At 67.1% G+C, this 15,107-nt stretch carries 18 protein-coding genes; 14 read left to right on the forward strand and 4 right to left on the reverse strand.

Features of this window, described 5'->3' with window-relative positions:
• Together BRAS3809_RS21950 and BRAS3809_RS21955 are read left to right on the forward strand one after the other, a co-directional pair.
• Window positions 1-716, forward strand: a 716-nt coding sequence (locus BRAS3809_RS21950; RefSeq protein WP_035657560.1) for an ABC transporter permease, incomplete at its 5' end; no start/stop codon positions are given.
• A gap of 37 nt (window positions 717-753) precedes the next feature.
• Window positions 754-1,767: an ABC transporter substrate-binding protein gene (locus BRAS3809_RS21955; protein WP_008964226.1), complete on the forward strand. Its 1,014-nt coding sequence runs from the start codon at window positions 754-756 to the stop codon at window positions 1,765-1,767.
• 6 nt (window positions 1,768-1,773) lie between these two features.
• Here BRAS3809_RS21955 and BRAS3809_RS21960 read toward each other — a convergent pair whose 3' ends face one another.
• Window positions 1,774-3,126 carry a sensor histidine kinase gene (locus tag BRAS3809_RS21960; protein WP_008964227.1) on the reverse strand — a complete coding sequence of 451 codons (1,353 nt, stop codon included), beginning with the start codon at window positions 3,124-3,126 and terminating at the stop codon, window positions 1,774-1,776.
• A gap of 3 nt (window positions 3,127-3,129) precedes the next feature.
• Complete coding sequence (locus BRAS3809_RS21965) at window positions 3,130-3,837, reverse strand: response regulator (RefSeq protein WP_008964228.1); 708 nt, start codon at window positions 3,835-3,837, stop codon at window positions 3,130-3,132.
• 210 nt (window positions 3,838-4,047) lie between these two features.
• On the opposite strand from BRAS3809_RS21965, the gene BRAS3809_RS21970 reads away from it, so the two are divergent.
• The 6 genes from BRAS3809_RS21970 to BRAS3809_RS21995 all read left to right on the forward strand — a co-directional run bounded on the left by BRAS3809_RS21970 (window position 4,048) and on the right by BRAS3809_RS21995 (window position 7,833).
• A complete protein-coding gene (locus BRAS3809_RS21970; RefSeq protein ID WP_008964229.1) occupies window positions 4,048-4,311 on the forward strand; it encodes a hypothetical protein in 264 nt (87 codons plus the stop codon).
• Between the two features lie 120 nt (window positions 4,312-4,431).
• Entirely contained in the window at window positions 4,432-4,755 is a 324-nt protein-coding gene (locus BRAS3809_RS21975) for a hypothetical protein (RefSeq protein ID WP_008964230.1), read from the forward strand.
• Window positions 4,756-4,851: 96 nt separating this feature from the next.
• Window positions 4,852-5,679 (forward strand): sterol desaturase family protein, encoded by an 828-nt coding sequence (locus BRAS3809_RS21980; protein ID WP_008964231.1) that lies wholly within the window; start codon window positions 4,852-4,854, stop codon window positions 5,677-5,679.
• Between the two features lie 121 nt (window positions 5,680-5,800).
• Complete coding sequence (locus BRAS3809_RS21985; protein ID WP_008964232.1) at window positions 5,801-6,412, forward strand: LemA family protein; 612 nt, start codon at window positions 5,801-5,803, stop codon at window positions 6,410-6,412.
• 16 nt (window positions 6,413-6,428) lie between these two features.
• Window positions 6,429-7,325, forward strand: coding sequence for a TPM domain-containing protein (locus BRAS3809_RS21990; RefSeq protein WP_035657563.1), 897 nt, complete (start codon window positions 6,429-6,431; stop codon window positions 7,323-7,325).
• Window positions 7,326-7,335: 10 nt separating this feature from the next.
• On the forward strand, window positions 7,336-7,833 hold the full coding sequence (locus tag BRAS3809_RS21995; RefSeq protein ID WP_008964234.1) for a TPM domain-containing protein: 498 nt from the start codon (window positions 7,336-7,338) through the stop codon (window positions 7,831-7,833).
• Window positions 7,834-7,972: 139 nt separating this feature from the next.
• Here the strand turns inward: BRAS3809_RS21995 and BRAS3809_RS22000 are convergent, their stop codons facing one another.
• On the reverse strand, window positions 7,973-8,956 hold the full coding sequence (locus tag BRAS3809_RS22000) for a helix-turn-helix transcriptional regulator (RefSeq protein WP_008964235.1): 984 nt from the start codon (window positions 8,954-8,956) through the stop codon (window positions 7,973-7,975).
• An 87-nt stretch (window positions 8,957-9,043) separates the two neighbouring features.
• Here BRAS3809_RS22000 and BRAS3809_RS22005 point away from each other — a divergent pair, with 87 nt between their 5' ends.
• Entirely contained in the window at window positions 9,044-9,682 is a 639-nt protein-coding gene (locus BRAS3809_RS22005) for a glutathione S-transferase family protein (protein WP_008964236.1), read from the forward strand.
• Window positions 9,683-9,775: 93 nt separating this feature from the next.
• Here the strand turns inward: BRAS3809_RS22005 and BRAS3809_RS22010 are convergent, their stop codons facing one another.
• On the reverse strand, window positions 9,776-10,213 hold the full coding sequence (locus BRAS3809_RS22010; protein ID WP_008964237.1) for an Lrp/AsnC family transcriptional regulator: 438 nt from the start codon (window positions 10,211-10,213) through the stop codon (window positions 9,776-9,778).
• Between the two features lie 116 nt (window positions 10,214-10,329).
• On the opposite strand from BRAS3809_RS22010, the gene BRAS3809_RS22015 reads away from it, so the two are divergent.
• The 5 genes from BRAS3809_RS22015 (at window position 10,330) to BRAS3809_RS22035 (ending at window position 14,856) form a co-directional block, all read left to right on the forward strand.
• Window positions 10,330-10,644 carry a cupin gene (locus BRAS3809_RS22015; RefSeq protein ID WP_008964238.1) on the forward strand — a complete coding sequence of 105 codons (315 nt, stop codon included), beginning with the start codon at window positions 10,330-10,332 and terminating at the stop codon, window positions 10,642-10,644.
• Between the two features lie 59 nt (window positions 10,645-10,703).
• Complete coding sequence (locus tag BRAS3809_RS22020) at window positions 10,704-11,021, forward strand: DUF1493 family protein (RefSeq protein WP_008964239.1); 318 nt, start codon at window positions 10,704-10,706, stop codon at window positions 11,019-11,021.
• Between the two features lie 363 nt (window positions 11,022-11,384).
• Entirely contained in the window at window positions 11,385-12,236 is an 852-nt protein-coding gene (locus BRAS3809_RS22025) for a DUF6662 family protein (RefSeq protein ID WP_008964240.1), read from the forward strand.
• A 128-nt stretch (window positions 12,237-12,364) separates the two neighbouring features.
• Complete coding sequence (locus BRAS3809_RS22030) at window positions 12,365-14,407, forward strand: carbohydrate porin (protein ID WP_008964241.1); 2,043 nt, start codon at window positions 12,365-12,367, stop codon at window positions 14,405-14,407.
• A gap of 44 nt (window positions 14,408-14,451) precedes the next feature.
• Window positions 14,452-14,856, forward strand: a complete 405-nt coding sequence (locus tag BRAS3809_RS22035) for a hypothetical protein (RefSeq protein ID WP_240535740.1) — start codon at window positions 14,452-14,454, stop codon at window positions 14,854-14,856.
• Window positions 14,857-15,107: the final 251 nt, after the last annotated feature.

Genomic DNA, 15,107 nt, shown 5'->3' on the forward strand with positions numbered 1-15,107 from the left:
TGTGGCAGGCCTATGGTTCGTGGCTCGGCAATCCCCTGCTGTTTCCGACCTTCACCGATACGCTCTCCGCGTTCTTCGAGAACATCGCCAATGGCGTGATCCCCGCGCGCACCCTGGTGTCGCTGGAGACGCTCCTGATCGGCTACGGCGTGGGCATCGCGCTCGCCGCCGTGCTGACCACGATCGCGATCGGCTCGCGGATCGGGGCCGACCTGCTGGAGGCGCTGACCTCGATGTTCAATCCGCTGCCGGCGATCGCGCTGCTGCCGCTGGCGCTGATCTGGTTCGGCCTCGGCAAGGGCAGCATCATCTTCGTGCTGGTGCATTCGGTGCTGTGGGCGATCGCGCTCAACACCCATTCCGGCTTCCGCTCGGTGTCGAACACGCTGCGCATGGTCGGCCTGAACTACGGACTGCGCGGGCTGAAGCTGGTGCGCTTCATCCTGATCCCCGCCGCGTTCCCGGCGATCCTCACCGGCCTGAAGGTGGGCTGGGCTTTCGCCTGGCGCACCTTGATCGCCGCCGAGCTGGTGTTCGGCGTGTCCTCCGGCTCCGGCGGCCTCGGCTGGTTCATCTTCGAGAACCGCAACCAGCTGGAGACGGCGAACGTGTTCGCCGGCCTGTTCACCGTGATCATCATCGGCCTCGTGATCGAGAACGTCGTGTTCGCCACCATCGAGCGCAAGACGGTGCGGCGCTGGGGCATGCAGCACTGATCGGCTATAATCAAAAGAACAACGAAGGGAGACGAGAATGTCCTGGAGCAAGTCACTCACCGCCGCCGCATTCGGCCTCGCCGCGCTGCTCGGCGCCACCCAGGCGCAGGCCGAGGTCAAGGAGATCCGGCTCTCCAAGGGCTACGGCATCCTCTATCTGCCGCTGATCGTGATGGAGGATCAGAAGCTGATGGAGAAGCAGGCCGAGAAGGCCGGGCTCGGTCCGTTCAAGGTGAGCTGGCAGCTGCTTGACGGCGGCAACATCATCAACGACGCGATGATGGCCGGCTCGCTCGACATCGCCGGCACCGGCGCGCCCGGCTTCATCACGCTGTGGGCCAAGGCCAAGGGCATTCCCGCGGTCGAGGTGGTCGGCGTCAGCGGGCTCTCCTCGACCTCGCTGTGGATGAACACCAACAATCCCGATATCAAGTCGCTGAAGGACTTCAAGCCGAGCGACAAGATTGCGCTGCCGGGCATCAAGACCTCGCTGTCAGCGGTCATCCTGCAGATGATGGCCGCGCATGAGTTCGGCAAGGAGAACTATGCCAAGCTCGATCCGATGACGGTCGGCCTGCCGCATCCGGAAGCGGTGGCGGCGCTGACCTCGGGCAAGACCGAGATCACGGCGCATTTCACCTCGCCGCCGTTCTCCTACATCGAACTGAAGGATTCCAAGATCCACCGTGTGGCCAACTCCGCCGACGTGCTCGGCCGTCTCACCATGGACGTGGTGTTCGCGCCCAAGCGCTTCGTCGACGCCAATCCGAAGGTCGTGCAGGCCTTCCTCGACGCGCTCGACGAAGCCTGCACCCTGATCGCCAACGACAAGGCCGCCGCCGCCGAGATCTATGCCCGCACCGCCAAGGTGAAGACCACCAAGGAGGAGGTGCTGGAGATGCTGCAGGACAAGGACACCTGGTTCTCCGCGACCCCCGAGGGCGTGCTGAAGATCGCCGAGTTCATGCACGGCGTCGGCTCGATCAAGGTCAAGCCGGCGAACTGGCAGGACATGTTCGTCACCCAGCTGCGCGACCGGAAGGGAAGTTGAGCCGATCTAGGAGGCCTGCGGAAACGCGATGCGCACCCGCAGGCCGCCTTCTGGCGAGGTTGAGAGATCGAGGCGCGCACCATGTGCGTCGGCGATCTGCTTGACGATGGCGAGGCCGAGCCCGCTGCCGCCGGTGCTGCGGCTGCGGGAGTTCTCCAATCGGAAGAACGGCTCGAACACCGCGTTGCGGGCATCCGGCGGAATTCCAGGTCCATCGTCGTCGATCGCGATCACGACGCCGTTCTCCGGCAGCAGCCGTACGGTGCAGCGCGTCGCGAAGCGCAGCGCGTTCTCGATCAGATTGATGAACAGGCGCCGTAGCGCCGTCGGCTCGCCGAGAATGATCAGCGGCGCATGACTGAGCTCGGCCTTGATCCGCGCGCCGCTCTGACGCCGGTCCTCCACGATCTCCGTGAGCATCGCGCGGAGATCGACCGGCTGGCGCTGGATGGCCGCGAAGCCGCCGCGCGAGACCGCCAATGCGTCCTCGAGCAGCCGCGTCATCTCGTCGAGATCGCCGGCCGCCTTGTCGCGCTGCTCCGGCTCGGGCAGGCGCTCGACGCGCAGCCGCAGCCGGGTGATGTAGGTCTTGAGGTCGTGCGAGACCGCGCCGAGCAGCAGGGTGCGGCCGCGCACCAGTTCGGAGATGCGGGTCTGCATGTCATTGAAGGCCGCGATCAGGTTGCGGATTTCCGGCGCGCCGGCGGGCTTCACATGCGCGACCGTGGCATCGCTGCTGAATTGGCCGAGCGAGCGGCTGAGCTGGCGCAGCGGCCGGGCCTCACGCGCGATCGCGATCACGGCGGCCATCCCGATCAGCGCGCCGAGCAGGCCGACGCCGAAGCCGGGCGGCAGCCCGAGCAGGCGCGGCCCGGTTGCGCCGAACGTTTCGAACACGACGTAGCCGCTGTCGCGCAAGGACACGGCGAACCGCTCCGAGCGGTTGATGCTGCGCCAGTAGTCGCCGAGGTGCCAGTCGCGCCAGCGCGGCAGACGGCCACGAGGGCTCAATGCGATCACGTCGCGTGGCTGCAGCGACTGCAGATACAAAGCGAAGAAGCGCTCGGCGAGCGGCCTGCGCATCGTCCCGGCGGAGGCTTCAGGGCGTTCCTGGGTTAGCGTCACATGGAGTCGTTCGCTGCTGACCGCCTTGAGGATCAGCGGGCGTTCGGCCGGCCCGGCGTTTTCGATCAGTTGGACGATGGCGCTGACCTGCTCGGGAACGGGAAACAATCGGCTCAGGATCTCCTCGCGCGACTCGCTCAGGAACAGCCAGCCGACGCCGACCACCCACAGCGCGATCAGCGCGAACAGCACGATCGCCATCAGCCGGCCGGCGAAGCCGAGGCGCCCGAGCACGGCTCACAGCTCCTTGACGCTGCCGGTGAAAATGTAGCCGGCACTGCGCACGGTCTTGATCAGTTCGTGCTCGCCATCGCGCTCGATCTTCTTGCGCAGCCGGCTGACCTGCACGTCGATGGTACGGTCGAGCGGATCGGCCTGCCGGCCGCGCGTCCAGTCCATCAGCTGCTCGCGCGACAGCACGCGGTTGGGCCTGACCAGGAAGCAGCCGAGCAGCTCGAATTCGGCGCTGGTCAACGGCAGCGGGCCGTCCTCGGCATGCGCGATCTCGCGCTTGTCGAGATCGACGGTGAGCGTCGCATTGACGAGGAAGCGGCGGTTCTCGAGCGGCGCCGGCTCGGCGCGACGGAGGATGGCGCGGATACGCGCCACCAGTTCGCGCGGGCTGAACGGTTTCGGCAGATAGTCGTCCGCGCCCATCTCCAGCCCGACGATGCGGTCGATCTCGTCGCCCTTGGCCGTGAGCATCAGGATCGGCACCCGCGAGGCCGCGCGAAGCCGTCTGCAGATCGACAGCCCATCTTCGCCCGGCAACATGATGTCGAGCACGACGAGGTCGGGATCGCCGAAGGTATTGCGGAAACGGTCGAGCGCCGCGCCGCCGTCGCCGACATCGACGCGAAAACCCTCGCGCGCGAGATGGTCGCGCAGCAGGCTGCGGATCTCGATGTCGTCCTCGATGATGAGAAGATGGGGGCGCGTATTCATGCGAACAGCTTAGGAAAACCGCGGCGAGCTCGGCAAGGATGGCCGGGACGCCGTTACAAATCGTTACACCGGCGCGCCCCGCTGCAAACCGCCCGCAAAGTTGGTGGGCGAGGCTCTGCCTACGCCATGTGGCGTTGCAGATGTGCAAAGGAGAGCAAGATGTTTTCAGTTCGGAGCTCGATGGTGGCCGCGGCGATCGCCGCCATGGTGATGGCGCTGGGGTCCTCGGGCGCGCAGGCCTGGACCCGCAGCGGCGGCGGTGTCGGTCCGCGCGGCGGCACCTGGTCGTCGTCGGGCTCGGGCGGCTGCGCCGGCGGCAGCTGCAGCCATACCGGCAGCTTCACCGGCCCGCGCGGCGGCGTCGTCACCAACAGCGGTCAGACGAGTTGCGCCGGCGGTACCTGCACCCACACCGGAACGACGACCGGGCCGTATGGTGGTACCATCAATCGCAGCAGCACGTTCACGCGCTAGAGGCGATCGAAAAGCCGGCTCCGCGCGTCCGCGGGGCCGAGCGGGGCGGCACCGGTGCAAAGCATGACAGCGCGCCGCCGCGCCGTCGTCATCCCGAAATCGGCTTCCTCGGAGATCCCCATGCGCAGGATTCATCGCCTGTCGCTCGCGAGCGCGCTCGCAGCGACTCTCGCCTTCACGGCGTCGTTGGCGCGTGCCGACGACATCGACATCGCCGCGATTCAGCAGTTGCCGGAGGTCAAGGCCGCGATCGCCGCCTGCTATGCCGACCAGGCACGGCTGTGCGCCACGGTCCGGCCGGGGCAGGGCCGCATCGTGCGCTGCCTCGCCGCCCAGTCCGACCAGCTCAGCCGGAGCTGTGCGGCGGCCATGGAGACCGCCAGCGACGCGCTGACGGCCGCCGGTCTGGCGCTGCGGCCCGCGCCATCGCGAACGAAACTATGAGTGTCCGGGCGAGCCGCGCGGGGGCGGAATCGCCGCTTCGCGGCTCGCTTGGGCCGTCCAAATCGTCCCCCCTCATCGCGCAGGAGTGAGCAGTCAATGCGCGTCGCCCTCGATCATCAGTCCGCCCTTGCGTTGTCGTGTCTCGCCTTGGCCTTCATCGGCCTGGAAGTGCTCTACGGCCTGCTCGCAGGCCACGAGCAGGCTTATGATCCGGCCGAGACCCTCGCCTCGTTCGGCGTCGCCGCCGGCAATGCCGTTGCGAAGGCGCTGACCAGCGGCCTGGCCGCGGCTCCGCTGCTCCTGGCCTATCGTCACCGGCTGTTCGACATCCCGGTCGGATCGCTGTGGAGCTGGCTTGCGCTGTTCGTGGCCGTCGAGTTCTGCTACTACTGGTTCCACCGCGCGTCGCACCGGATCCGGTGGCTGTGGGCCACGCACGCGGTCCATCACTCCGCAACGCGCTTCAACCTGTCGGCGGGCATCCGCCTCGGCTGGACCGGACAACTGACCGGCGCGTTCCTGTTCTTCCTGCCGCTCGCCTGGATCGGCTTTCATCCCATCGCGATCACGCTGCTGCTCGGCCTCGGCTTGCTCTACCAGTTCTTCCTGCACACCGGCGCGGCCGTCGAATTCGGCCCCCTCGAATGGGTGCTGAACACGCCGCGCCATCATCGCGCCCACCACGCCATCAATGCGGCCTGCCTCGACAAGAACTACGGCTCGATTCTGATCGTGTTCGACCGGATGTTCGGAACCTTCGCCGAGGCGCCGGAGGGTGAGCCGTTGCGCTTCGGCGTGCATGGCCGGCCGCCGTCCAACAATCCGTTCCGCATCGCCTTCCGCGAATGGATCGCGTTGGCACAGGATGTCCGGCGGACCCAGGGCCTGGTGAGCAGGCTGCGCGTCCTGTTCGGTCCGCCGTGAGACGCGGCAGCTTCGGCCCGCCTTTCAATTTGCCGCGATGTCGACTATCTGACCCAGCGAAGGCGAGGGGCGGCCCGGACGATGTCACGGGCGCGGCCGGCCGATGATGGGGGAGATTGCGATGCGGAGACTGCTGACCGTGCTGGCGGCGCTCATGACGCTGAGCCTGACCAATTGCGGCTACAACGCCATCCAGACCAATGACGAGCAGGTCAAGGCGGCCTGGTCGGAGGTGGTCAACCAGTATCAGCGCCGCGCCGATCTCGTGCCCAACCTCGTCAACAGCGTGAAGGGCTTTGCGCAGCAGGAGAAGGACGTGCTGCTCGGCGTCACCAACGCCCGCGCCAAGGTCGGCAGCGTCCAGGCGACGCCCGACGTCGTCAACGATCCCGCCGCGCTGCAGAAGTTCCAGGCGGCGCAGAGCGAATTGACCGGCGCGCTCTCGAGGCTGCTCGTCGTCACCGAAAATTATCCGCAGCTGAAGTCGGATCAGCTGTTCCGCGACCTGATGTCCCAGCTCGAAGGCACCGAGAACCGCATCACGGTGGCGCGCAACCGCTACATCAAGGCGGTGCAGGAATACAATGTCGGCATCCGCACCTTCCCGAACAACCTCACGGCGATGGCGTTCGGCTACAAGGAGAAGGCCAACTTCACCGTCGAGAACGAGCGCGAGATCTCGGTCGCGCCGAAGGTCGACTTCAACGCGCCGTCGCCAGCGCCCGCCAAGTAGCCGGGAGAGCTGAACCGTGCGTGTGCTGACGGCCGTCAAGGCGTTGCTTGCCGCGCTGCTCGTTGGCCTCGCCACGCTGGTGTGGGCCGACGTCGCCGTGCCGCCGCTCACCGGCCGCGTCGTCGACCAGACCGGCACGCTGTCGTCGTCGGACATCGCGGGCCTGACGCAGAAGCTGAAGGACCTGGAGACGCGCAAGGGCAGCCAGGTCGCCGTGCTGATCGTGCCGACGACGCAGCCGGAGACGATCGAGCAGTTCTCGATCCGCGTCGCGGAGGCCTGGAAGATCGGCCGCAGGAAGATCGACGACGGCGCGCTGCTGGTGGTCGCCAAGACCGACCGCAAGCTGCGCATCGAGGTCGGCTATGGCCTCGAGGGCAGCCTGACCGACGTCACAGCGCGCCGCATCATCGACGAGGTGATCGCGCCGAAATTCCGCGCCGGCGATTTCGCCGGCGGCATCGATGCCGGCGTGGACCGCATCATCGGCGTGATCAACGGCGAATCGCTGCCGGTGCCGCAGCCGCAGGCGTCGCACGGCACCGACCTCGATTTCGACTCCATCACCTCCTTCGCGCCGGTGGCGCTGTTCGGCGCGATCGTCATCGGCGGCATCCTGCGGGCGCTGCTCGGCCGGCTGCTGGGCTCGCTCGCCACCGGCGGCGCGATGGGCGTGATCGCCTGGGTGATGGTCGGGTCGGCCGGGTTGGCCGCGCTGTCGGCGATCGCCGGCTTCGTCATCGCCTTCATCGCCGACAGCTTCGCCGCGATGAGCGGGCCCGGCAGCGGCCGCCGCGGCGGCTGGTCGACCGGCTCGTCGTCATCAGGCTGGAGCAGCGGCTCGAGCGACAGCGGCAGCTTCTCCGGCGGCGGCGGCAGCTTCGGCGGCGGCGGCGCCTCGGGCAGCTGGTGAGGCGAATGCAATGAGCATCAAACGGATCGGCCGGCACCTCCTGCATCATCATTGGCAGGTCAAGCGCATCTTCACGCCGGAGGTGCTGGCGCGCATCGAGCAGGCCATCAAGGACGGCGAGCAGTCCCATGCCGGCCAGCTCCGCTTCGTCGTCGAAGGCGCGCTCGACGGCCGGCCGCTGTGGCGCAACCAGCCGCCGCGCGAGCGCGCGCTCGACCTGTTCGCGCAATTGCGGATCTGGGACACCGCCCACAACAACGGCGTCCTGATCTATCTCCTGCTCGCCGACCGCGATGTCGAGATCATCGCCGACCGCGGCATCCACAACCGCGTCGGTGCCGCCGGCTGGGAGACGATCTGCCGGATGATGGAGGCGGAGTTTCGCGCGGGACGTTTCGAGCAGGGCGTCATCGCCGGCATCAAGGCCGTCTCTCGCGAGCTCGCAAGACATTATCCGCCGCACGCCGGCGATCCGAACGAGCTGCCGGACGCGCCGGTGGTGTTGTAGCTCACCCCGGCTGGTCGATGGCTCGCACTGTTCTCACCCCGTCATTGCGAGCGCAGCGAAGCAATCCAGAGTCCCGCCCGCCATCCTGGATTGCTTCGCTGCGCTCGCAATGACGCCGATGGAGCGGCTTGTTTTCAACTCACATCGTCGTCGCAGACGCGCCATACCGCTTCGCCATCGCTTCCGCCAATTCGGCCATCTTCGCCCGCAGCTCCGGCGGATCGAGCACCTCGGCCTCAGGGCCGAAGCGCAGCAGCTCGCCGGCCGCGTGCCACAGCGTCGTTCCCGTGGGAATGACTGCGATGCGCCAGCCCTCCGCATCAGCCTCGTCGGAGACGCGCGTACGCGCGCGCACGTAAGGCTGACTCCACACCTCCATCAGTCGCACGCCGAGCGGTGAGAGGCGCACGGTCGCATTGTTCGGATGCAGCTCCGCCTCCAGCCGCTCGGTCGCGGCGCGCCAATAGGCGGCGAGGTCGAAATCATCAGGCCGCGCGAAGCTCTCGTCGGTGACGGCACAATCGAGAATGCGTGCGACCCGATAGGTGCGCACGTTGCGTTCGACCCCGCCTGCGAGATACCAGCTGCCGCCCTTGAGCACGAGGCCGAGCGGCGCGACGCGGCGGCGCTTCTCGGAACGCCAGGCCTGGTAGCGGATGTCGACCCTGACGTCGCGCAGCAGCGCATCGGCGATGGCGCGCAGATGCGGCGGCTCCTCGGATTCGCCGAACCAGCCGGGCGCATCGAGATGGAAGCGCGCCTGCATCCGCCCGGCGTTCGCCCGCAGGCCCTGCGGCAGCGCCGCCACCAGCTTGGTCTGCGCCGCGCTCATCGCACCGTCGAGGCCGAGCGCCGCGGCCGGCCCGGGCAGGCCGGCCATGAACAGCGCATCGGTCTCCGCCGGCGACAGCCCGTTCAGCCGCACGCGATAGCCGTCGAGCAGGCGGAACCCGCCCTCGGCGCCGCGCTCGGCATAGACCGGGATGCCCGCCGCCGAGAGCGCATCGATGTCGCGATAGATCGTGCGCACCGAGACCTCGCAGGCTTCCGCAAGCTCCGGCGCGGTGACCTGTCCCTTCGCTTGCAGGGTCGTGAGGATGGAGAGCAGCCGGCTCGCGCGCATGCCGCCGTTAAACCATACCTGACATGGATTGTCAGGTATGCCGTGCGACAAGCCGGGCATCGCAGCCCGCCATGGGAGGAGACCATCATGACCGACAGGATCACGCTGTATTATTCGCCGCAGACCCGCGCCGCCGGCGCCCGCGTGCTGCTCGAGGAGCTCGGCGCGCCCTACGATCTCCACGTCCTCAACATGAAGGCCGGCGAGCAGCGCAAGCCCGAGTTCCTCGCCGTCAATCCGCTCGGCAAGGTGCCGACGGTCGGCCATCGCGGCGAGATCGTCACCGAGCAGGTCGCGATCTTCATCTATCTCGCCGATCTGTTCCCGCAGGCCGGCCTGACGCCGGCGCTCGACGATCCCTTGCGCGGGCCCTATCTGCGCTGGATCGCCTATTACGGTGCGTCGTTCGAGCCGGCGGTGATCGACCATTTCATGAAGCGCGAGCCGGCGCCGGTGACGCAGTCGCCTTATGCCGACTACGACACGATGCTCGGCGCATTGGAGCAGCAGCTCGCCAAGGGACCCTATCTGCTGGGCGAGCGGCTGACCGCCGCCGACATCCTCTGGGGCATCGCGCTGAACTGGACCATGATGTTCGGCGTGGTGCCGCGCAAGGATGTGTTCACCCGCTACGCCGAGCGCATCACGTCACGCCCGGCGTTCCAGCGCGTCACCGCCGCCGATGCCGAGATGGCCGCGCAGCATGCGGCGGCGGCTGGCGGCTGAGGTGTGGACCGCGAAGCCGCGACCCCGCCGTCGGCGGGGTCTCGCGGCTTTCTCATCGTCGCTCGGGCTGGTCGGCACACGGATGCCGGACCGTCATCGCGAACCCGCAGCCTTCGCGTAGGTCTGAAGAATGATCTGGCTGCGCGCTTCGGCGACGAGCGGAGAGGTCGCGATCTCGTCATTGAGCGCCGACAGGTCCGCCACGCTCGGCAAGGCGACGGTCGCCAGCGCGTCCCATTCGCCGGCCAGCGACATCACCGAAAGGACGCCTTCGCGCGACGACAACCACGCCAGCGCCTTGGCGCAAGGTCGCTCGGCGATGCGGATGAACAGAACCGCGCGGGTGAGGCCGGCGGCTTCGCCGGTCGTCGCATGGTAGCCCTGAATGATGCCGCTCTGCTCCATCGCCTGGATGCGCTCCTGCACCGCCGGCCGTGACAGCCCGATCTCGCGGCCGATGGCCGTGGCGCTGAGCCTGGCGTTCTGTTCGAGAAGGGCGATGATGCGCTTGTTGGTCCGGTCGATGTCCATTGCAGAGCAGCGGTTGGCGCGAAACAGCGATTGGCAGGTCTCTTCCGTCGAAGCGCAAGCGGCGCCCGACCGTGTCAAGGTCTATCACCTTCTCCCGCGAGAAGGAGACATGATTCGTGAAGAAGATCGTGGCACGCGAGTTTTCCGCAAGTCGGGCCTGGGATGCGCTGGATATCGAACGTTTCGCATCCCCCGCGACCGTGCGGCTGCATTGGACCGACAAGCCCTACACATGGCACGTCAATGACGGACCCGAGGTCTTCGTCGTGCTCGACGGCCGCGTCGACATGCACACGCGCTCCGGAGCCGGCACAGTCGTTCACGCGCTCGAGGTCGGCGACATCTTCCACGCGCAACAGGGTGACGAGCATGTCGCGCATCCCGTCGGGATGGCCAGGGTGCTGGTGATCGAGAATGAAGGGAGCGTGTGACCGGCGCCGTCACAGCGCGTTGTGGATCGCACGAGCCATCGTTTCCTGCAGGGCACGACATGGTCCCCCTCCCAGAGTTCTGCACCTTCGTCAGACACGTCACCCGATCCGGCAAGCCGATCTCTCCCGAGACGGACCTCGTGCACGACCTGGGCGTTGCGGGCGCCGACGGCGAGGACTTCGCGCGAGCCCTCTTCGAGAGATATGGCCTCCGGCTGACCCGCGACGAGATCGTGCGGCACTTCGGCGAGGAGCGGGCGATGACGCCCTGGCACCTGTTGATCTGGCTCTGCGATCAGGCCGAGCGATTGGAGCCGCTCACCGTCCAGGACCTCTACGACCGGATCAGCAGGATGGAGCAGGAGCGGTCAGGCTAGCTGCCGCCGATTCATCGGTTCGGGAGTCTCGAAGCGGAATCCCCCTGGCGGTGCCGGGCTGCACGTTCAGCTGCTACAGATAATCATGTGCGATTTGCCGCGACGATGTCTGCTCGACAGCCTGATGGCGCCGGAGCATGCGGGCGCCCGAGACCTCGCGCGCATCGGCTCCCGCTTCCGCGACTTATGCTTTGGATTGTCGCTCCGCCTGAATTGATCGAGACCGTGCCGGGCCATACAACGCAGGGCAGGCGTCGTGATCTTTCGATGTCCCCTTGGTGTTCCGGCGAGCGAAATCCCGTCATGCAGCGCAACTCAAGCACCGCTCTTGCCCCGAGCTCGAACCGCCCGGCGGTCTCGCGCATGAGGATCGGGCGGGTCTGCGCCGTGCTCCTCGTGCTGGCCGCAGGCGCCGAGGTACGCGCATCCGACGTCGACAGCGAGCACATGTTCGGGTTCACGGAAGGGGCCGATATCGGCAAGGCCGGCGAGCGCGAGGCTGAAAGCGAGAACATCGGCCACCTCGGCAAGGCGGCGGGCCGCTACGCGGTGCTGATGCAGAACGATTCGGTCAAGATGCTGCCGACCGACAACCTGAGGCTCTCCGCCAACGTCATGCTGGCTCATTTCGGCATTGCGGGCGTCCCCGACCTTGCCGACCGCGAACTCACCACCTTGCAGGGCGCCTCGTTCGAGGCCCGCTACATGGTGATGAACCGGCGCAGCGGCCCGTTCGGATTGACGGCGGTCGTGGAACCGCGCTGGAGCCAGATCGACGCCAACAGCGGCGAGAAGCTGACGGCCTATGGCAGCCTGTTCACGCTCGTCGCCGACAAGGAGCTGATCGACGACCGCCTGCTCGGGACGTTCAACGTGCTCTACGATGCGCAGACGACCCGCTTTCCCGTCGCCGGCAACTGGGTTCATGATTCGAAGATCGGCGTTGCGGCCGCCCTGTCGGCGCGGGTGACGGCGAGCGCCTTTGTCGGCGGCGAGCTTCGGTATTTGCGTGCCTATGATGGGCTTGGCCTCGACGCGTATTCGGGGCAGGCGCTGTTCGCCGGTCCGACCTTCTATGTGCAGCTCGCGCACGGCATGGCCCTGTCGGGCGCATGGAATGTCCAGGTCTCCGGCCGCAGCACGGCAGGCGGTCCGCTCGATCTGGCCCATTTCGAGCGGCACCAGGTGAAGCTGCGCTTCAACTCCAACTTCTGACTGCCGCCGGTTCTGTCGATCCGTCGCCGGCTCGCAACGTGTTGCGACTCTGTCATATGCGGGTGAGAGAAGCGGCCAGGCCATCGCCGGCCCTTCGGGCGATGGCATCTAACGGACCTTGGACGAGAATGCAGCGGATAGGTCTCACGAGCGCGGTCCTGAGCCTTGCCCTCGCCGCCCCCTGTGCAGCGCGGGCAACGGAGGCGGTCTCGATCAGGTCTGCGGAGGCCGAGGTCTCGGCCTGGACCGGACCGTATCTCGGCGCCCATGTCGCATATGCCGGCGGCGCCTCCGGCTGGCGCGCGAGCAACGCCGTGACCACCGTCGGCGGCTCGACCGGCCTGTTCAGTTCCTACGACATGTTCAAGGGCACCGGCAGCTACCTGTTCGGCCTGCAGGCCGGCTACAATTGGACGCTGCCATCCCGCCTGGTGATCGGCGTCGAGGCGGATGTGTCGTCGCCGAACACCATAGCGGGCGAGCGGACGGTGACCTCGGCGGCGGCAGGCACGGCCAGCTATCGCGAGACCGTGCTCGGCATGGGAACCGCGCGCGCCAGGCTCGGCTACGCCTTCGATCATTGGCTGCTCTACGGCACCGGCGGATTTGCCTGGTCCTATGACCGTCTGGAGCGCACGCAGCTCGCTGGCCTGCCGCTGGTCGGCAGCGCCGTCGCCGGCACCGTCGATACGGCGCTGACGTGGCGCCTCGGCTGGGTTGCCGGCCTGGGCGCCGAGCTGCCGATCGCGCCCCACTGGACGGCCAAGGCTGAATTCCTCGCCTCCGAGTTCGGCAGCCATCGCAAGGGTCTTGCCGCGTCGGCGGAGTCCCTGAGCTCGAACCTCTCGGTCCAGCGGCTCCAGCTCGGGCTGAACTATCAGCTCGGCGCCGATGCCACGGCGGCCGATCTCGCGCTCAAGGGCATTGCGCCCGCGGAAGCGGACAACATCGCGGTGCACGGGCAGACCACCATCGTCAGCCAATATGCGCTGCCGTTTCGCGCGCCCTATGCCGGCCAGAACAGCCTCTCGCCCAACCAGGTGCGCGAGACCTTCGACGCGGATCTCTTCGTCGGCGTGCGCCCATGGGAGGGCGGCGAGATCTGGATCAACCCGGAGATCGACCAGGGCTTTGGCCTCAACGGCACGTTCGGCGTCGCGGGTTTCCCGAGCGCCGAGGCCTACAAGGTCGGTGCCACCTATCCCTATGCCCGCGTCCCGCGCGCCTTCCTGCGGCAGACCATCGATCTCGGCGGCGAGGTCCAGAAGGTCGAGTCCGGGCCGATGCAATTCGCGGGTTCGCAGACCTCCGATCGGCTGGTGCTCACGGTCGGCAAGTTCAGCGTCGTCGACATCTTCGATTCCAACAAATACGCGCACGATCCGCGCGGCGACTTCCTCAACTGGACGCTGGTCAATACCGGCGCGTTCGACTACGCCGCCGATGCGTGGGCCTTCACCTATGGGGCCGCGGCCGAGTGGTACACCGGACCGTGGACGTTGCGGGCCGGCGTCTTCGATGGCCCCGCGGTGCCGAACAGCAGCAATCTCGATCCGAGCTTCGGCCAGTTCCAGATGGTCGGCGAGATCGAGCGCCGCTACCAGCTGTTCGACCAGCCCGGCAAGATCGCCGTCACGGGATATCTCACGCGTGCCCGCATGGGCAGTTTCCAGAGCGCCGTCGATCTCGCAAATCTCACGGGGGCTGCGCCGGATCTCTCGCTGGTGCGATCCTACACGACCAAGCTCGGACTGGCCGGCAACATCGAGCAGCAGATTGTCCCGGGCATCGGCCTGTTTGCGCGAGCCGGCTATACGCCGGGGCGGCTCGAGGCGTACGCATTTACCGATGCCGACGCCACGCTTGCGGGCGGCGCGTCGATCTCGGGACAGTTCTGGAACCGGCCGAACGACACGTTGGGAATCGCCGGCATCCGCAACATGATTTCTGCAACGCACCAGGCCTATTTCGCCGCCGGCGGATACAGCGCGCTGATCGGCGACGGGCAGCTTCCTCATCCGGGCGCCGAGAAGATCCTGGAGGTCTACTACACGCTTCCGATCGCGACCTGGGCGCTCAGCCTCGACTATCAGTTCATCGCCAACCCGGCCTATAATCGCGATCGCGGACCGGTCTCGATCGTCGCGACTCGCTTGCACGCGCAATTCTGATTTTTTTCGCGCGGAGGACCCGGGTTCTGGTAGGGTTCAGCGCGTTGAATCAATTCATCAGCGGTGCTGCAATGCGCAAAACAAAGCTGCGCCTGCTCGTCCTGCCGGCGATCTGCCTGGCGATCGCAGCGGCCTTCTCTCAAGGCGCAGCCATTGCGCGGGGCAGTGCCGGCTCGCACGACGGACCTTGGAACCCGGATCACATCGATCAGCTGCCGCCCGATGTGCGCAACGAGGTGCTCCATAGCTGCCCTGGACACGTCCAGGCCACGCACTACTTCGCGACCTATCTCGACCATGCGCAGAGAATCCGGCTGCACTTCGAGAATCTGCGATGCGACGGCGAGCCGGTCGGCAAGCGAGGCGACAGCTGCCTCCACGAGGAGTTCGTCGCGTTCGGCGCTCATCACCATCCGATGAAGCGCTACTACGCCCCGTGCAACGACTAGAGCGCAGGCGACAAGGCGTGTGAGATCGACGCCGTCGTCGGAGAGGCAGCTCATCCCGACGCGGAGAGATAGGTCGCGGCGCATGCGCGTCATCTCTCCTCATCGTCATCCCGGCGAACGCCGGGATCCATACGCCGCGGCCGAAATCGTTGAGCGAGATGGTCAACGCGCGTGCCTTCAGTCGCTGCCTGGCGATCATCCGTCACGGCCGCATGCACAATGAAGATGAGGCCGGGATGACAACGGCGAGC

This window comes from Bradyrhizobium sp. STM 3809 (assembly GCF_000239795.1).
Classification (GTDB): domain Bacteria; phylum Pseudomonadota; class Alphaproteobacteria; order Rhizobiales; family Xanthobacteraceae; genus Bradyrhizobium.